This is a genomic window from Streptomyces sp. NPDC054765, assembly GCF_053612065.1.
On sequence record NZ_JBSHBP010000103.1, the window covers coordinates 1 to 19,187 of the forward strand.

8 protein-coding genes and 2 pseudogenes are annotated in these 19,187 nt (G+C 71.9%); 3 read left to right on the forward strand and 7 right to left on the reverse strand.

What is annotated here, in order from left to right; genetic code table 11:
* Window positions 1-584: 584 nt before the first annotated feature.
* Together ACWGJY_RS35575 and ACWGJY_RS35580 are read right to left on the reverse strand one after the other, a co-directional pair.
* A pseudogene (locus ACWGJY_RS35575) lies at window positions 585-875 on the reverse strand (pseudouridylate synthase); the annotation flags it as partial.
* 27 nt (window positions 876-902) lie between these two features.
* On the reverse strand, window positions 903-1,139 hold the full coding sequence (locus tag ACWGJY_RS35580; RefSeq protein ID WP_453265035.1) for a transposase: 237 nt from the start codon (window positions 1,137-1,139) through the stop codon (window positions 903-905).
* Window positions 1,140-1,677: 538 nt separating this feature from the next.
* Between ACWGJY_RS35580 and ACWGJY_RS35585 the strand changes: the two genes are divergently transcribed.
* From ACWGJY_RS35585 to ACWGJY_RS35595, 3 genes are all read left to right on the forward strand, one after another.
* Complete coding sequence (locus tag ACWGJY_RS35585) at window positions 1,678-5,742, forward strand: non-ribosomal peptide synthetase (RefSeq protein ID WP_453265036.1); 4,065 nt, start codon at window positions 1,678-1,680, stop codon at window positions 5,740-5,742.
* Complete coding sequence (locus tag ACWGJY_RS35590) at window positions 5,739-15,272, forward strand: amino acid adenylation domain-containing protein (protein WP_453265037.1); 9,534 nt, start codon at window positions 5,739-5,741, stop codon at window positions 15,270-15,272. The genes ACWGJY_RS35585 and ACWGJY_RS35590 overlap by 4 nt, the downstream gene beginning before the upstream one ends.
* 61 nt (window positions 15,273-15,333) lie before the next feature.
* Window positions 15,334-16,212 (forward strand): TauD/TfdA dioxygenase family protein, encoded by an 879-nt coding sequence (locus ACWGJY_RS35595; protein ID WP_453265038.1) that lies wholly within the window; start codon window positions 15,334-15,336, stop codon window positions 16,210-16,212.
* 353 nt (window positions 16,213-16,565) lie between these two features.
* On the opposite strand, the gene ACWGJY_RS35600 is transcribed toward ACWGJY_RS35595, so the two are convergent.
* The 5 genes and pseudogenes from ACWGJY_RS35600 to ACWGJY_RS35620 form a co-directional block, all read right to left on the reverse strand.
* Complete coding sequence (locus tag ACWGJY_RS35600; RefSeq protein ID WP_453265039.1) at window positions 16,566-17,111, reverse strand: hypothetical protein; 546 nt, start codon at window positions 17,109-17,111, stop codon at window positions 16,566-16,568.
* 186 nt (window positions 17,112-17,297) lie between these two features.
* Window positions 17,298-17,675, reverse strand: a complete 378-nt coding sequence (locus ACWGJY_RS35605; protein WP_453265040.1) for a fic family toxin-antitoxin system, toxin component — start codon at window positions 17,673-17,675, stop codon at window positions 17,298-17,300.
* Window positions 17,672-17,920 (reverse strand): hypothetical protein, encoded by a 249-nt coding sequence (locus ACWGJY_RS35610; RefSeq protein ID WP_453265041.1) that lies wholly within the window; start codon window positions 17,918-17,920, stop codon window positions 17,672-17,674. The genes ACWGJY_RS35605 and ACWGJY_RS35610 overlap by 4 nt, the downstream gene beginning before the upstream one ends.
* A gap of 317 nt (window positions 17,921-18,237) precedes the next feature.
* Window positions 18,238-18,891 (reverse strand): hypothetical protein, encoded by a 654-nt coding sequence (locus ACWGJY_RS35615; RefSeq protein WP_453265042.1) that lies wholly within the window; start codon window positions 18,889-18,891, stop codon window positions 18,238-18,240.
* 107 nt (window positions 18,892-18,998) lie between these two features.
* Window positions 18,999-19,187: pseudogene (locus ACWGJY_RS35620) on the reverse strand (hypothetical protein); the annotation flags it as partial.

Sequence of the window (19,187 nt, forward strand, 5' to 3'; positions counted from 1 at the left end):
GAGCTACCTCGCCGGCCTCCACCTCCGCGCCTCGATGATCTGGGTCAATGACCTCCTGCAGGCAACTGATTGATCACAACCACACACAGGCCCTAACACGGTGCTGTGCTCGGCGGCCGCGCGGGCATCGCGCCACCCGCGGCCGCCGAGGGGCTGTTACGGGGAGACTCCAGACATCGAGCGTCCGCCAGACCACCGTCATCCCGTCCGGCGGGGGCCCGGCCCCTTGGGGGTCACCTGGCCGGCGGACCGTGTCTCCTGCGCGGCCCGGGATGTCGAGGTCGTCGCCAGCTCTCGGCAGTGCAGCAATCACCGCCGAGTCGCGCCCCGGCGACCAGGACAGCTCAGGCGGCTGAGGCCGGCTTCTGTTTCTGGCGGACTTCCGTCAGGCACGCGATGCACAGGGGGTTCTCTGGGGCAGGCGATGTGGCGTGAGCAGAGTGATGGTGGCTTGGTGCAGCTCAGCACCGGTGGAGCGGTCGTAGTGGTGGCAATTAGGTGTGGTGCTTTTACCGACGCGGGCGTGGTGGCCCAGGTGCACCGCGATGGGTAGGGGCCAAGCTTGGCGCGCTGGGCCTGGTCGCCACCTCGAACGGCACCGGCACCTCCGGCGCAAAGTCCCGGTGGAACCAGACGTACCGCCCCGGCTCGTACGGCTCGCCCCCGCTCAGCGCCCCGCCCGCCCCGACGAACCGCCCCGCACCCAGCATCTCGTCCACCCGCCGCGCCCCGATCGCCCCCTGGAACCGGTCCACCAGATGATCCCGGACCGTGTCCCACACCCCGTCCGGATCGGCGGGCAGCCGCACCCGTACGGGATCGATACCGGCACGCTGGGGGAGCGGGGCAGGAGGAAGCGGGGATCTGCGTCTCACCCGGCCAGAGAACCCCAGCCGGACGTATCACGCAATGCGCGGGCCGGTCTCGCTCCCGGGCCGCGCTCGCAGGAGAACGCCGAGGGTGAGGACCCGGATCCTGTAGTTGGTGAAGTAGCGAAAGCCGTGGGCGAGTCGGCAGGTCGTCTCAATGACGCCGTTGATGGCTTCGGGACCGCCGTTGGACATGCCTTTGGTGTCGAAGTCCAACGACTGGGCTATGGCGTACAGCCTGCGGCCGGTGACGCGAAAGCGGGCCGTCACGGTGGATGGCACCCCCTTGTCCCGTGTCGAGCAGGTGTGAGGGCAACCGCTGCCTCATCCGCCGGTCGGGCGCAGAACTTCCTGGTGGGGCAGTAACCTTGGGGAGCACTCCCGTGAAAATTGGGTGTTGACAGCACCTATCGTGCTGATCAATGATCGCGGCGGTGTCTCAGAGGTCGCGAAAACGCGTACACGTCTGCCGTTCGCTCGCCCTTCGGCCATGGAGTGGTGGGGCGTGAACCATGTTGCGCGGTGTCCGCGGTTCCCGGAAGCCGAGTAACGATTCACCGGCAGATCCAGGAGTCGAAGAGCAGCCGGAATCCACAGCTGAAGGGTGTACCAAAGTCGTATCACTGTACCGGGGTCGGAGCAATGAAGCCGTGCGTTCCCTCTGTTTCCGGCCACCGCGACCGCGTCGTCGGCAGGCTCCCGACGGCATCCGTCCCTCCGCCTCGCCATGCGGTTGATCCACCGGTGCCGAGGCCGACGAGCTCCCCTCCTCGACCCCAGACAGTCACACCGACGGGAAAGCCAGGTAATGCCGGTGCCCCACACGCCCCAAGCCCTCGCTGCCACCACGCCGCCCGCTCCCGGGGACGCCGGGCCGGATGGCTGCGGTCCGGCGGGACCCACCCGGCCGGCCTCCTTCGCCCAGCAACGCCTGTGGTTCCTGGCCCAATTGCCGGGCGCGAACGCGGCGTACAACGAACCGCTGGCCTTCGCGCTCGACGGTCCACTGGACCGGGACGTCCTGGCGCGCAGCCTGGACGCCCTGACCATGCGGCACGAGACGCTGCGGACCCGCCTGATCGAGCGGAGCGGGGAGGTGCTCCAGTGCATCGACCCGCCCGGTGCCGGATTCGCCCTCGCCTTCGACGACTTCACCCATGCCCCGGACTCCGCTGCACGCCTCGCCGCGCTCCAGGAGGAGGAGGCCGGCGCCGCCTTCGACCTGGCCGCCGGACCGCTGGGACGCGGCCGCCTGATCACCTTGGGCGCCGAGCGCCACGTGCTGCTGTTGACGTTCCACCACACCATCTACGACGGCCAGTCGATGAACGTCATGATGAGAGAGCTCGGCCTGCTCTACGAGGCGCCGCTGCACGGCGGCGACAACCCGCTGGCGCCGCTCACGAGGCAGTACGCCGACCACGCGCAGGCCCAGCGCGAGGCTGTCCTCGGCGGTGAGCTGGCGGACCAGGAAAGCTACTGGCGTCGCACGCTGGAGGGGGTGCCGCCCGTGCTTGAACTGCCCACCGACCGCCCGCGGCCACCGGAACAGCGGCACGAGGGCGGACGGGTCGAGTTCGGGCTCGACGCCGAGACGACGGCCGCCCTGCGCGCCCTGGCCCGCCGGCACAAGTCCACGCTCTTCGTTGCCGTCCTGACCGGATGGGCGATCCTGCTGTCGCGGCTTTCCGGACGTTCAGACATCGTTGTCGGCAGCCCGGTCGCCAACCGGCGTGGACCCGCAGCCGCAGGTCTGATCGGCTTCCTCGTCAACTCCCTCGCCCTGCGTGTCGACCTGTCCGGCTCGCCCACGGCGGCCGGGGCCCTCACCCGGGCCCGCGCCGTCGTCCGCGAGGCCCTGACACACCAGGACCTCCCCTTCGAACGGGTGGTGGAGCTGGTCAACCCGCCGCGGAGCGCGGCTCACACCCCCCTGTTCCAGACGATGTTCGCCTGGCAGCCGGACCGGCAGAACCTCCTGGACCTGCCCGGGGTGCGGGCGGAGCCCCTGCCGATACCGCACGCTCCCGCCAAGTTCGACCTCTCGCTGGTGGCGGTCGAGTCCGCGGACGGCGTCGTGGGACACCTGGACTACGCCACGTCGTTGTACGACCAGGCGACGGCGCAGCGCTGGGCGGACCACCTCCAGCACCTTCTGCGGGACATGGCACGGCACCCCGACCGCGATATCGCCGCCTTGGAGCTGATGGCCGAGGACGAACGCCTGCACCTGCTGAGGGACTGGGACGCGACGGGAGGCGTCCTGGAGCCCGCCGCCCCGAGGGAGCCCGCCCGGTCTGCGCCCGCCGCCGCTCCGACTCCGCGGGCCTTCCTGGCGGCGAGCGGACTCGTCGAGCTGTTCGAGGCGCAGGTCCGCGAACGCCCCCACGAGACGGCCGTCGTCTGCCGGGACGGTGCCCTGGACTACGCGACGCTCGAGCGCCGGGCCAACCACCTCGCCCACGCACTCATCGCCAGGTCCGTACGCCCCGGTGAGGTGATCGGACTGCACGTGACGCGCTCGCGCGCCCTGGCCGTCGGCATCCTCGGCATCCTCAAGGCGGGTGCTGCCGTTCTCCCGCTCGACCCGGGCCAACCGCGCGACCGGCTCGCCGGCATGGTGGAGGACGCGGCTTGCCCGCTGGTGCTGAGCGATCACGACGCCGGGCAGCGCCCCGAACAGTGGCTGAGCCTGGCGGCCATCGAGTCGGAGGGGGCAGCCAGTGCGCACCCGCCCTGCGGCATCGGACACGCGCCGGACCGGCTGGCCTACGTGATCTTCACCTCCGGCTCCACCGGACGGCCCAAGGGCGTCGCGGTCGAGCACAGCAGCGTACTCAACCTCTTCGCCAACTGGCAGGCTCGTATGGGCTCCCACCCCGGCGAGGCCGGTTCCGCCTGGTCCAGCATCGGCTTCGACGCCTCGGTGCACGAACTGTTGCTGCCGCTGACCACCGGCGGCGTGCTGCACATCGTCCCCGAGGACCTGCGCGGCGACCCGGAAGCACTGATGGACTGGATGCGCGAGCACGGCATCGTGCAGGCCTTCCTGCCGCCCGCGTACGTGAAGTGGATCGACGAGGACCCCGCCCGGCGGCTGCGCGGGCTGTCGCTGCGGACCCTGCTCACCGGGATCGAGTCGCTCACCGAGTCCGCGCTGCATCGCCTGACGCGGCAGCTGCCGGACCTGAGGATCTGCTTCGGCTACGGTCCCACCGAGGCCACGCTGTACAGCACCGCTTACTACCAGCCCCGCCCGCTGGAGCGGCAGTGCCCGATCGGGCGTCCGCTGGGCAACACCCGCCTGTATGTTCTCGACTCCCGCAGGCAGCCGGTCCCGCCCGGTGTGGTCGGCGAGGTCTACCTCGGTGGAGCCTGTCTCGCCCGCGGCTACCTCAACCGCCCCGACCTGACCGAGGAACGCTTCCTGCCCGACCCCTTCCTGCCCGGCGAACGCGTCTACCGCACCGGAGACCTGGCCCGGCGCCTGCCGGACGGCCAGGCCCACTACGTCGGGCGCGCCGACGACCAGGTCAAACTGCGCGGATTCCGGATCGAGCCGGCGGAGATCACGGCGGCGCTGAGTGCCCTGCCCGACGTCCGCGAGGCCGTCGTCCTGGTCGACCGCGACGGAACCGGGCAGTCCCGGCTGGTCGCCGGAATCGGCCGGGGCGCGGCACCGGCGCGCACCGTCCACGACTGGCGCACCGCCCTGGGGCAGCGGCTGCCCGACTACATGATCCCGGCCGTCTTCGTCGACCTGCCTGCCCTCCCGCTCAACCGCAGCGGCAAGCTCGACCGTTCGGCGCTGCTCAAACTTGCCCGCGCCCAGTCCTCCCAGCAGGTCAACACGGCGAGCCCGCGCGACCACATCGAGCACGGCCTGTACCGAATATGGCAGGAGGTCCTGCTCCACACGGACATCGGCATCGGTGACAACTTCTTCGAGATCGGTGGCACCTCGCTGTCCGCGATCAAAATGGCGCACGGTGTCGCCGAGGCGTTCGGCCGGTCCGTCCCCGTGGCCGAGATCATGCTCAGGCCGACCATCGAGGCCCTCGGCGCACTGCTGCGCGAGGGCGGGGCGTACCGTGCCGCGGGTAACGTCATCAAGTTCCGGGGCGGTACGGGTGCGCGCGTCGTCTGCGTCCACCCGGCCGGAGGCACGGCCTTCTGCTATCTGCCACTGGCCGGATTCCTGCCCGAGACGGTCGCCCTGTACGGCATCCAGTCCCCGGGCATAAACCCCGGTGAAGCCCCCCTGCCCACCGTCGAGGCGATGGCCGACGCCTATCTGGAGCTCCTGGAGCCCCTGGGCTCCGGGCCGCTGGTGTTGACCGGCCTGTCCTACGGCGGGCTCGTCGCCCACGCGATGGGGCAACGGCTCGCCCGCAGGGGCCGTACCGACGTCAGCGTCGTCCTGCTCGACACCCAGGCCACCGACGACCCCACGGCGCGCGCCGCGATCACCACGGTGGACATGGCGGAGTTCCGCGACAAGCTCGTGAGGTTCAACGGAATGTATCCCGGCATCGACGATGCACAGGTCGAGCGGTACTTCCGCATCTACAACCACAACCGCATGACCGCCCGCGACCATGTCCCGGACAGTTCTCCGGCGCGACTTGTGCTCGCCCAGGCCGTGCCCGAGGGGGCTGATACGTCGCTTCACGCGGAGGTGCGCGCCTTTTGGCAGCGCCGCTGCACGGGTGGCTTCCGCGTCGAGCCCATGGACTGCGACCACTGGGAAATGCTGGAGAACGCCCAGGCGGCCCGTGTCGCCGACATCATCGCCGCCGAACTCGCCCACCACGGCGCCCGGCCGGTCGCAGCCGACTCGCCCATCGACGCCTTCTCGCCCCGGGGGGCATGATGGACGACCGTCTCTTCCCGCACCCGCACACCGAAACCGGCGCGGCGATCGCACCGTCCCCTTCGCACACGGCGGACAGCGGCACCCCCACGACGACGGACCAGACGCCTTCCCCGCTCGCCGAGTCCGTGCTCGCCCAGGCCCGGCGCAGCCCTGAGGCTCCCGCCGTCGAGGACGGCACCGTTGTCCTCGACTACGCGCGGCTGGACCGGGTCAGCGGCCTGGTGGCGGCCAGGCTGCGCGCGAGCGGCGTACGCCCCGGGCAGCCGGTCGCCGTACACCTGCCCAGGTCGTGGCGGCTGGTGTGCGTCATGCTCGGCATCCGCCGGGCCGGCGCGACCGTCGTGCCGCTCGACCGGCTCAGCCCCGACGAGCGCCAACGGCACATCCTCGACGACTGTGGAGCCGTAGCCGTCGTCCACGACGCCGCGGACGGGCTCGTCGTGCCCGACCACCTCTCCGCCATGGACGTCGGCCTGCTGGTGGCCGAGGACGACCGGGCCGGCGTCCCGGCGCCCGGCGTCCCGGGATTCCCCCACCCCGCCCGTGGCGGTGCCGCCTTCGTCTTCTACACCTCCGGCACCACGGGCCGCCCCAAGGGTGTCGAAGTCACCGACGAGGGCGTGCTGCGGCTGGCCCGGCCCGGCTATCTGACGCTGCGCCCGGACGGCCGCTACGCCTGCCTGTCCAACCCCGCCTTCGACGCGCTGAGTTTCGAGGTCTGGGTACCCCTGCTGACCGGCGGGACCTGCGTGGTCCTCGACGACTCCGAGGTGCAAAGCCCCCGTCTGCTGGCCGCCGCTCTGCGCGAGCGCCGCATCGGCACGCTGTTCATCACCGTGTCCCTGTTCAACGCCGTCGTCGACAAGGTGCCCGACTGCTTCGCCACCACCGATCAGGTCCTGATCGGCGGCGAACAGCTCAACGCACGCGTCGTCCGGCGCTGGTACGAAGCCAACCCCGGCACCACCACCGTGCTGTACAACGGCTACGGCCCGACCGAGGCCACGACGTTCGCCCTGTGCCAGGCCATCCCGCGGGACTTCGACGGCGATGTCGTCCCCATCGGCACCGCGCTGCCCGGCACCAACCTCCTGCTGCGCACCGAGGACGGGCGCACCGCCGAACCGGGAGAGGTGGCCGAACTGCTGCTGTCCGGGCCCGCGCTGGCCCTCGGCTACCGCAACCGGCCCGCGGAGACGGAGCAGCGCTTCGTTCGGCTGCCGCGCGACGGAGGCGGCGAGGAGCGCTGGTACCGCACCGGTGATCTGGTGCGCCAGGACGCCGAGGGCCGCGTGACCTACGTCGGACGCGCCGACCGTCAGGTCAAGGTGCGCGGCTTCCGCATCGAGCCGGGCGAGGTGGAACGCCGCATCCTGACGCACCCCGCCGTGCGTCAGGCGTGTGTGTGCACCCGCCGCGACGACGCGGACCGCCACGAGCTCTTCGCTTTCCTCCTGCTGGGCGACGAGCTCTCCTTCGACGCCTACGACCGGCACCTCGCCGCCGTGCTGCCGTCGTACATGCGGCCGCACCGCACCCATCTCGTCGACGAACTCCCCCTGAACGCCAACGGCAAGGTGGACGAGGCCGCCCTGCTCGGCGCCGCCCACACCCCCTGGCGCGGCGAGCACCGGGGCGACCTGCCCGTCACCGCAGCCCAGCGGGAGATCCTGGACCTTGCCGAGGAGGTGCTCGCGGTCACCGGGCTGCGCCCGGACGACCGCTGGATACCGAGCGGCGGCGACTCGCTGAAGGCATTGCGCTTCCGCTTCGAGATCCTGCGCCGATTCGCCGTGGACCTGCCACCGGACCTTGTGCTGCGGGCCGACTTCGCGGCGCTCACGGACGCCGTCCACGCCCCGGACGCGGCAGGCGGCGACCACCCGCCCGTCCCTGCTGCCACACCGGAACCCACCGCCCCGGCCACCAGCGAGCAGGAGCGGCTGTGGCTGCTGCACGAGCGTGATCCCGAGGACGGGGCCTACGACGTGCCGCTCGCCTTCCGGGTGCGCGGCACCGTGCACCTTCCGGCCCTCCGCCGCGCCCTGCGCGCGCTGGTGGAGCGGCACCCGGCGCTGCGCACCCGGCTGGTCCCCACTCCGCAGGGCCTCCTACAGGAGGTGGACGCCCCCTACGATCCGTGGCAGCCGTGCGAAGCCGGCGACGGCGAACCCTGGGACGCCGCCGCCGACCGCTTCTTCGCCCACCGCTTCGATCTGCGGACCGCGCGCATGCTGCGGGTGACCTGGCTGCCGGCCGGCAACCGCAACCCGGGCGACACCTCGGGCGACGCAGGCCGGGACGGGGGACTTGGGTACGACGACCTGCGGGACGGCCCCGGCCCGCAGGACGACGACGGCGGACTCCTGCTGCTGCACCTGCACCACGTTGCCGTGGACGGCTGGTCGCTCGGCATCCTCTTCCGCGACCTCACCGACGCCTACACCGCCGAGCGGGAGGGCCGGGAAGCGGCCGTCCCCCAGCCCCCCGCCATCACCCCCCTGGACTTCGCCCACTGGCAGCGGGCCTGGCATTCGAGCCCCGCCTACGAGCGGCACCGCGTGCGTCTGCGCACCCACTACGAGCAGACCGGCGCATCCTCGCCCGGCCTGGAGGCACCCGAAGCCCCCGCCCGGCCCGCGGCCCGGCTGCTTCGCACCTCACTGGACCTGGTCGGTCGCGGTGCACTGGACCGGCTCGCCGCGGAGCGCGGACAGACCCGGTTTCAGCTGCTGCTGTCCGCGTTCGTCTGGAGTCTGTACGGCGTGACCGGCCAGACGCAGCCGCTCGTCGCCGCGCCGGTGGTGAACCGGCCCCGGCCCGAATTCGCCGACGCGGTCGGCATGTTCGCCAACACCGTGCTGTTGCCCCTGTCCATGGACCCGCAGGACTCGCTGCACGCGCACCTGGACCGGCACGCCACCGTGGCCCGCGCGGTGCTGGACGGGCAGGAGGTCGCCCTCGCCGACGTCCTGGCGGACCACACGTTCCGCGAGCAGGGCCCCCTGTTCGACTTCCTGTTCGTCCAGGAGAACACCGAGTTCTCGGCGCTGCGGCTGCCCGGCTGCGCCGTCCGGCCGGTCTGGCCGCGCCCGCTCGGCGCCAAGTGCCTGCTCACGCTCTCGGTGACGGAGCATGAATCGGGCCTCGACTGTCTGTGGGAGTACCGCGACGACCTGGGCGCGGACCGGGTCCAGGCCGCGGCCCGCCTCTTCCGGCAGGCCCTCGACCGGCTGACCGGCGGTGACGACGTCACCCTGCACGAACTGGTGGCGCAATACCGCCGCACCCTGCCCGAGCACGGCCGGGGACCCGAGCCGGCCCCGGCCTTCGCCACCGTCGCCGAGGGGTTCGCCCAGCAGGTCCGGCGCACTCCCGACGCCTCGGCCGTGGCCACCGGGCGGACCGTCCTGACCTACGCCGAACTCGACGCGCGGGCCGCCGCCCTGGCCGCGGCTCTGCGCCACCGCCTGCCTGCCGACCCCGCGGCCCCGGCCGCCGTCGCCCTGTATCTGGAGCCCTCGGTCGAGCACGTCGTGGCGCTCTTGGCCGCAGCCCGCCTCAACCTGACCGTCGTCCCTCTCGATCCCGCCTATCCGCCGGCCCTGCTGCGGCACGTACTCGTCCAGGTCGAGCCGGTGTGCGTCCTGGTCACCCCGGACCGTACCGAGGTGCTGGACGTGATCGCGCCGCCCCATCTGTCGCGCCATCCGCTGCTGTGCACCGAAGCCCCCCAGGTCCCGCCCCCGGCCACGCCCGCGCACCGGGCGCTGCGCCCGCTCTACACGTTGTTCACCTCCGGCTCCACCGGCACCCCCAAGGGCGTGCAGGTGCCCGACCGGACCCTGTGCAATCTGCTGACCTGGCAGCGGGAGCACGGCGGGCTGTCCTCGCCCGCCGTCACCCAGCAGTTCTCGATGCTGTCCTTCGACGTCTCCTTCCAGGAGATCTTCACCACCCTCTGCTCCGGCGGACTGCTGCGTCTGGTGGACCACTCATGGCGGCAGGACATGCCCGCCCTGCTGGACCAGTTGGAGACCGGGGGAGTGGAGCGCCTCTTCCTGCCGTACGTGGCCTTGCAACTGCTTGCCGAGCACGGCGTGCGCACCGGCCGCCACCCGTCGCGGCTGCGTGAAGTGATCACCGCGGGCGAGCAGTTGGTGTGCACCGACGCCATCCGCCGCTGGTTCGCCGGGCTGCCCGGGGCCCGTCTGTTCAACCACTACGGCCCCACCGAGACCCATGTCGTCAGCAGCCTGTGCCTGGCGGGTGACCCCGCCGAGTGGCCGCTCCGCCCGGCCATCGGGCGGCCGGTGGCCGGCGCGGTGCTGCGGGTGGTCGACGACGGCGGTCACCCCGTTCCGCCCGGCGTCACGGGCCACCTGCTAATCGGCGGCTTCATGGCCGAGCGCTGCTACCTGGGCGACACCGGCCTCAACCGCACCCGCTTCGCCGACGACTCCGAACTCGGCACGCTCTACCGCACCGGCGACCTCGCCAGGTTCGACCGGCAGGGCCTGCTGCACTACGCCGGCCGCGAGGACACCCAGATCAAACTCAGCGGACACCGGCTGGAACTGGGACAGGTCGAGGCCGCGTTGCTGCAGTACCCGGGCGTCGCCAACGCGGTCGTCGCCGTGGCGGACGCCTCACTCGTGGCCTGCCTGCAAGTAGGAGGCGACGACCCGGACCTCGCGGACCTCACCCGCCATCTGACCGGACTGCTGCCGGCCCATGTGCGCATCGGCCGCTTCCGGCGCCTGACCTCGCTGCCGCGCACGCCCAGCGGCAAGCTGGACCGCCGGGCGGCGCTCACCGCTGCCGGGTATGACTTGCGGTCCTCCGCCGTGCCCGCCGTGCCCCTTTCGCCGCTGGAGCAACGCCTCACTGAACTGTTCACGACAGTGACCGACAAGACGATCGCGGTGGAGCAGCGTTTCTTCGACGCGGGCGCGACCAGCCTGGACCTGATGCGCTTCCAGCTGCGCTGCGCCGGCGAGGACGACCTCCCCTTCCGCATGCCGGAGCTGTTCGAGCACGTCACGATCCGTGCCCTGGCCGGTCTCCTCGACGAGCGGCGGGCAGCGGGCCCGGCGCCCGACACCACGCGGCCAGCCGCCCCGCAGGCGATACCGTCCTGCGCCGGCACCGTGCGCGGGCCCGGCCGACCGGGTGCCGAGACCGCACAGGAGCCCGGCACCGTGCCCGGCCCTCGGGTACCGGGCGGGCCGTTTGCCCAGTCCCCCACCATCCGGGACCGCGGACGCGCGGGCACCGAACCCACCGGTGAACCCATCGCCGTCATCGGCATGGCCGTACGCCTGCCCGGTGCCCCCGACCTGGCCTCCTTTTGGGACCTGGTCACCTCCGGCGGGCGCAGTATCGAGCACTTCCCGGCGACCGGCGGCCGGGTGGGGGCCCGCAGCCAGATGGACGGCCTGCTGGCCTTCGACCCGGGGCACTTCGGCATCAGCCCGTACGAGGCCCGGCTGATGGACCCCCAGCAGCGTCACCTGCTGATGGCCTGTGTGGAGGCGCTCGCGCACGCCGGTGTCGCCGACCCCGGGACCCGGCGGGTGGGACTCGTCGCCGCCTGTGGCGAGAACACGTACTTCCAGAACCTGCTGCGCAAGGCCGACGCCGCGGCGCTGCCCGACTCCTTCCGGCTGGCTCTGCACCACGAGAAGGACTTCCTCGCCACCAAGGCCGCCTACCATCTCGGCCTGACGGGGCCCGGGTTCACCGTGCAGGCGGCCTGCTCCAGTTCGCTCGTCGGCGTCCACCTCGCCGCCGGACTGCTACGCCAGGGCGACGCCGATCTGATGCTCGCAGGCGGCGTCCTCGTGGACTGCGACCTGACCGAGGGATACACCTACCGGCCGCAGCACATCTTCTCCCCGGACGGCCACTGCCGGCCCTTCAGCGCGGACGCCGCCGGCACGGTAGGCGCCAGCGGCGTGGGCGTCGTCGTCCTCAAACCGCTCTTTGCCGCCCGCCGCGACGGGGACGCTGTCTACGCCGTGGTCACCGGCTCCGCAGTGAACAACGACGGCTCTGACAAACTGAGTTACAGCGCCCCTTCGCTGGCCGGGCAGCGCGCCGCGCTGAGCTGCGCCCTGCGGCGCAGCGGCCGTACCGCGGCGGAAGTCGGCTACGTGGAGGCCCACGGCACCGGCACCCGTCTCGGCGACCCGGTCGAGGCCGCGGCGCTGCGCCAGGCCTACGACCTGCCCGGCGACGCACGGCTCGCGCTGTCCTCCGTCAAAAGCCAGATCGGGCATCTCGGCGCGGCGGCGGGCATCGTCGGGCTGGTGCGGGCGGTGCTCGCCGTCCACCATGGCACCATCCCGCCCACCGCCGACTTCGACCGTCTCAACCCCGAGATCGACAAGGGGCCGTTCCGCATACCGGCCACGGCCGAACCCTGGCCGCAGGGCACCCCGCGGGTCGCCGGCGTGAGCAGCTTCGGCATCGGCGGCACCAACGCCCACCTGCTGCTGGAGAAGCCCGCCGATGTCCGGGTGGGGAACGTGAGCGACGGGGCGAATCAACGCCCGGTGCCCTGCCTGGTGCTGTCCGGCAGCTCGCCGGCTGCCCTGCGCGCGGACGCCCGCCGCATCGCCGACTACCTTGCCGCCAACCCGGACCGCTATCCGCAGGTACTGCGCCACCTCCAAGCGGGCCGGCCCGTGCTCGCACACCGGGCTGGTGCCGCCTGCCCCGACGTGGAGTCGGCCGTGACGTGGCTGCGCAGCCACGTGCCGTCGGCCACGCCGGTGTCGCCGACCGGGGTCCCGGCGACCGGCCTCGACGCCGCCGAACTCGCCGGGGCGTGGACGGCCGGGCACACCATCGGGTGGCCCGCCGGCCCGGCGACCGCCCCCTGGGACTTCCCGCCGCCCGCCTTCGAGATGGCCGAGTACGACTTCCCCCGCGGCGCGCAGGCGGCGGGCTCCGGGGCCGCTCACGCATCGGCGGCAGAACCGGACGCTGCCCGGCTTCAACGGCTCCCCGCCGACCGGTGGTTGCACCAGCCGCAGTGGACGCGGCTGCGCAGGGCACGGACCGGTGCGCCCGCACCCGGGCGCACCGCCGTGGTCGTGGCCGATGCCGGGACGCATCCCGCCGCATGGCGGGCGCTGGAGCAGCACTATGCGCGGGTGGTGCGGGTACGGGCCGGGAAGGTCCTCGCCCGCCTCGGCGACGACCACTATGAGGCGGACCCCGCCGACACCGGGCACCTCATGGCCCTGCTGAGCGACGTGACCGCCGCGGCGGCCGGGGTCGACTGGTTGCACGCGCTGCCCCTCGCGATCGACGGCGAGGTCGGCGAAGAGTCGCTGGGCATCGCCCAGTGGGCCTGCCTCGACACCGTAGCCGCCCTGTGCCGGGCTCTGGCGGACACCCCGGAGGGCGATGCCGGGAACAGGCCGCGGGTGTGGCTGCTGTCCTCGCAGGCGCAGCCGGTCACCGGCGCCGTCCGGCGGCCGGAAGCCGGACTGCTGGCCGCGGCGACCGAGGTCCCGCGGCAGGAACTGCGGACGACGCTGCGCTGGGCCGACCTGCACAGCCCGGACCCGGCCGCCTGGTCCGCGTACCTGCCCGACCTCCTCCTCGACCACACGATCACCCAGCCGGCCCTCGCCCTGCGCGAGGGCTTCTGGTGGCACCGCGTGGTCCACCCCGTCCCCGCGCCGGCCGCCCGCGCCGCCGGGCCCGGGACGTGCGCACCGCAGCCCTGGGCGCAAACCCCCGGCACCCACCTGATCCTCGGCGGCACCGGCGGCATCGGCAGCAGCATCGCCGCCCGGCTGCTGCGGCATCCGGACAACCGCGTCGTCCTGCTGGCCCGCCGCGGCGATCCGCCGGCGACCCTGGAGCGGTGGGGGGACCGCGTCACCCTGGTGCAGGCGGACCTCGCCACGGAGGATCTCCGCCAGATCGCCGACCGTCTCGCCCCGCACCTGGACGGCTTCACCGGCATCGTGCACGCGGCCGGCACGGCCGCCGGCACGCTGCTCGCGCGGCGCGACGCCGAAGCCGCTCGCCGGGCGAGCGCGGCCAAGCTGCGCGGCGCCCTGCTCATGGAGCGGCTGATCGTCGCACACCGCCCGTCGCACGCTGTCTACTGCTCGTCGATGGCGGCTGTGTTCGGCGGCGTCGGCCAGTTCGACTACGCGGCGGCCAACGGCTGCCTGGACGCCTTCGCCCAGTACGTGCCCGACAACGACTGCGGCCGCACGGTCCGCCTGGGCATCGGCTGGGACATCTGGCGGGAGGTCGGCATGGCGCAGGACGCGCTGAGCCGCGACGCCCGGCACCAGGAGCACTTGGCGGTCGGGCTCTCGCCCGGGGAGGGCATGGCGGTGTTCGAGCAGGCCGTGCGCCTGCAACTGCCGCACCTGATGGTGAACACCACGCCCCTGCCCGAGGCCCGGCGCTTCTACGAACAAAGGCCGGCCGTCGCGGAGCGGGCCGACGGCCCGGCCCAGGCCGTGCACGCCCTGGGCCCGGCCTCCGGGCCCGAGGACCTCACCGCCGAACTGGCCGAAGCCGTCGCTCAACTGCTCGGCGTGGACGAGGTCGACGCCGAGGCGTCCCTGTACGACCTCGGCGCGGACTCGCTGGCGTTGCTGGAACTCGTCGATGAGGTGAAGCGGCGCTACGGCACCGAGATCGACCTGTCCCGGCTCAGTCACCGGGTCAGCCTCACCGAGATCCTCGGCCACGTCGACGCCGCTGCCAGGCGGACCGACGACCCGGGCGCTCCGGTGGACGTCGAGGTGTGGCAGCGCGGCGAGGGCCGCGACGTGCTCTGCCTCGTCCACCCGGTCGGCGGCGACATCCATGCCTACCGGCCGCTCGTGTCGGCGCTCGACGACCGGCTGACGGTGTGCCTGATCGCCGACCCGGCGCTGAGCGACCCGCACCGGCCCGCGCACTCGATCGCGGAGCGCGCCGCGCAGTACCTGGAGGCCCTACGCGGCGAGTTTCCCGGCCCCGAAGGACGACTGAGCCTGGCCGGCTGGTCGTTCGGCGCCTGGACGGCGCTGTCGATGGCGGCTCTCGCAGAGGAGAACGGCCGGCCCGTGCACGGCCTGTACCTGCTGGACCCGCCGCCGCCCGGCGCCGGCGCCGGCCTGGCCGCCTACGACGACGGGCAGGTGGACGCCGTCTTCACCCGCGAGCTGAGCGGTAACCGCACCGGCCCTCTGAGCGCACGCGGACGCGACTACGCCGAGCGCCTCGCCCGCTGCTGCCGGGCCAACCTGGCGGCCATGGCCGAACACCGGCTGCCGCGGCTGGCCCACACCCCCACCACCCTGTGGCTCGCCGAGCGCGTCGTCCAGGACGTCCCCTCCCTCGCCCCCGAACCCGCCGCGGCCGAGCGATGGCACGCCCACCTGCCGCTGCCCGTCCGCACCCACCGCGTCGACGCGGACCACTACGCACTCGTCGCCCCGCCCCACGTACGGTCCGTCGCCGAGGTCATCGAGGCAGACCTCGCCTTCGGCCGCGGACGGTGAACGCCCCGTCCGCCCACAGTCCGACCGACCCATCCCACCCATTCACGGAAGAGGTACCTCCATGGAGGAGTACGCACTGCAGGCCGTCGAGCGCCTGACCACTCGGCCGGCCGAACCGTATGCGACGATCTCCGTCGACCCGGTGACTCCCCTGCTGGGCGCGGAGGTGGCGGGCCTGGACCTGTCACGTGAGCTGACGCCGCAGCAGGAGAAGGAGCTCAAGCACGCGTTCCTCACCCACCATGTCCTGGTCTTCCGTGACCAGGACATCACGCCCGAGCAGCACAAGCGGTTCGCCGCCCTCTTCGGTGAGCTGCACCCGGTGGCCATCGCGGCCGAGAACTCCGATCCGTACATCCTGGAGATCAAGGCCACGAAGGAGTCCCGAGCGGTCGCGGGCAACGGCTGGCACGCCGACGGCACCGCCGACGCAGAGCCCTCGCTCGGTTCCATGCTGCACATCACGGAGGTTCCCGAGGGCGGCAGCGGTGGCGACACCCTCTTCGCCAATATGCATCTGGCCTACGAGCTGCTCTCCCCGGCCATGCGGTCCTTCCTCGACGGCCTGACCGCCCTGCACGACGGCGCCCTGCCCTGGAACGCCGCCGGGCAGACCCCGCCACCGGAGTACGACGTCCCCCGCAACGAGCACCCCGTGGTGGTCCGGCATCCGGAGACCGGCCGCAAGCTGCTCTTCGTCAACGGCCCGTACACCTCCCACATAACCCAGCTGTCCAGGCCCGAGAGCGACGCGCTGCTGCAGATGCTCTACGCCCACCTGGCCCGCACCCCCCTGCTGCACTGCCGGGTCCGCTGGCAGCCGCGCACCCTGGTGTTCTGGGACAACCGCTGCGTGCAGCACCACGCCGTCTGGGACTACTTCCCGCACACCCGCTACGGCCGGCGCGTGGCCATCAACGGCACACGCCCCGGGGCCTGACGAACACCGCCTCCCTGGACCTGCTTCGCCCGCGCCCTGGTCCAGGAGGCGCTCATCGACGAGCTCACCCGGGTCGCTTCGGGCCGATCGCTACCCCGTCTCCTCTCCGCCTGCGGCGTGCCACCGCTCGGCGACCAGTTCTCCGAGAGCGCGCCCAGCCCGGCGTACCCGTGTTTGTGCCGCAGCGCGTCGCGCAGACAGGCAGTCGCCTGTGGGTGATGCCCCTGAAGCCACCCCGCCAGGGGCGAGCCACACAAGACTCCAGGACAGTAGCCGGCGCTCGCCGCGGGTCTCGCTGACGGCCCGGCTCTCGGTCTGACCCCTCCAGCGAACACCGACAACCGCCGCCCGTATCACGCGCTCGTGCTCCGAACACAGCTCGTAACACAGCTCGTAGCTCCACTCCATGGCCGCCCGCAACGACTGGTGCAGGGACGACGGAGCCGGGCGCCCGCGTGCCAGCAGCTCATATCGGTCATCAAGGCGGGCCAGAATCTGTTCCACCGGCAGTGCCCGCATCCGTACGGCGGCCGGCTCGATCGCCGGCAGCAGACCATCGAGGCGTCGGCACAGTGGTCTAGGGCTAGGTCGGAGGAGAGCCGCGGAGGCTCATCGGGCAAGCGGGAGCCTCCGGCGATCTCCTCGATCGCCTTGACCTGGAAAGGAAACCCGCCGATTTCCTGGGCATAGAACAGGGCTGTGAGCAGGGTGAACCTGGCGTAGCCCATGCCGTACTCGCGGGCGATGCGCGATAGGCGTTCGCGGTTGAGGGAGCCACTGCAGATCGCGAGCCGCCCACCGCTGTAGGGGATGAGCTGGTCGACCACTTCCATGACGGTGTCGGCCTGCAGTCGTTCGATGTTGCTGCTGACGAGGACCGCTTCCTGGACGGCGGCCATGAACTTCTCCCAGGCCAAGCGCTCTGCGGGGGTTACACCGGGTGTACGGCGCGTCTTCCGGGCCTTGCTCCGTCCCATCGTGTTGCCTCCTGAGCCGTCTTGTAGGCGAAGGGCATCTGCTTCTGGCGGCGTACGCGGCGGCCGAATCCGGCGCAGCAGTCGGGGCCCACCAGGAAGACGTGAGTTTCAGCCGTCGTGGGTCCATGTGCGCAGGGCTGCTGCGATGTCGCGTACGCATAGCTGACCGGACGCGCTCTGGGCGACGAGATCTGCGGCCTGTTCTGTGGTCACCTTCACGGGTCGGCCACTGGCCCGGAGGTACCCGGCGGCGACGGTAGCCGCGAACAGCTCGTTGGAATGCTCCAGCGCGGGAAGCCGGGCGAGGGAGTGCAAGAGCGCTGCAGCCCGGTGGTGCGGCTCTGGGTAGACAGTGGTGCCCATCACGACGGCGCAATGCCGGGCTCGGGCGGCTTCCAGAGCTCCGTAATCGAGTACGGCGGGATCCCCGGGGAGCTGCTCCTGGGCGGCCTGCAGGAGCCAGCTCAGGTCGACGGTTAAGATCACGCGGCCTTGTCTCCAGTGGTGTGCGAGCCGAAGCGCTCAGCGAATCCGGCGGCGTGCTCGCTGATGAACTCCTCTGCGCCGGCGAGGAATCGTGCACGAGCCACCTCGTCGGCGAGCATGCGGGCAGCGTACTCCTCGGCAGGTACGTGCTCGCTGGCCGCGAGGATTTGGAGCTCGTCGTAGACGTCGTCTGTGACGCTGATGCGCAGTTCACGTCCGTTGGTGTTCGGAGTCTGAGCGTTCATGTCGGTCTCCTGGCGGGCGGAAAACAGGACCTGGATCGACAGTCCAGGGGGCAGAGGGACTGGCGACCGGTTGGCGGCCCAGCTTGCTAATCCCGTGTCTCACGGTACCGAAAGTCGACCTGGATTGGGTTTCCTTCGAAAGCCGTGGTGCCGCTGTTGCAGAGTCCGGCCCACCCACCGTCCGGCCAAGGGCCATGCAGTCTTACCTCTCAGCTGCGGCCCGCTCGTGTCTGCAATGAAGCGCGCTGCTGCTCCTGCGTTCGAGGTGCTCCGGTGCCGCCGGTTCAGCACTCCGTCGTCGCTTGCGCTCCATCGTGTCACGAGTGGGTACCGACGCCTGCTCGGAACGGCATGTCGTAGGTGGCTCCATGGTGGGCGGCGGTGATGGCGGCCAGGTCGGGCATCTCAGCGGTGATCTGCGCTCGCAGCCGTGCGGCTTCCTCGGCGTCTGCGGCGGCCTGCAGCGCGTCGGGCTCTGGGCGCAGCAGGCGCCTGCTGCGCCCGGCGGACACCCGCTCGCCGGCATGGTTGTCCTGGGCCGGGTGTGCAGCCACGGCCGCGCGGGCCTGGGCGGCGCCGACCTCGTAGACAGTGGGCAGGTCATCGCAGGCCGGTTCCACCAGCACTGGGGTGGGTGCGTGAGTGGCGAGCCAGGCGTTGCTGCGCTGGGTGAGGAGGTGTTCGGCGGTGCGGCGGCGGGCCTCCCCCGCGGCCTGTGTGGCGGCCTGCTTGGCGTCCTCGATGGAGGGGTGGAGGTGGCGGCGGCGCATCTGCGCGGCGTGGGCGTTGCGGGCTTCGGCTTCGACCTGGATCTCGCGGCCGAGCGTGCGCAGTGCGGTGGTGCGGTATTCGTCGACGATGTCCTGGGCCTTCATCTTCGCGGCCAGCGCGATCATGGTCGCGCTGGCGCCTGCGGCGTCGGCCTTGTCGCAGGCGTCCTGGATGCGGGCGTGGGCCTGGTGCTCGGCCATGTCGGCCAGCGCCTGGGTCAGCTCGGGGTCGTCGGGTTCGCCGCAGCCCGCAGCTACGAGCGTTTTGGCGTCGGTGAAGTTTCCCCGTGATCCTGGACACTCTTCTTCTACGCTGCGAGTGTTTGGGCGTTACGGAACCGCTGACGCGTCTCGTGGGGTGTGAGGTACCCGAACACAGCGTGTTTGCGCAGGCGGCGCGGTTTGTAGAAGGTCTCAATGAACGTGAACACGTCGGCGCGGGCGGTCGCCCGGTCGGGCCAGATCCGGGTGCCGATCTCTTCCTTGAGCACGGCCCA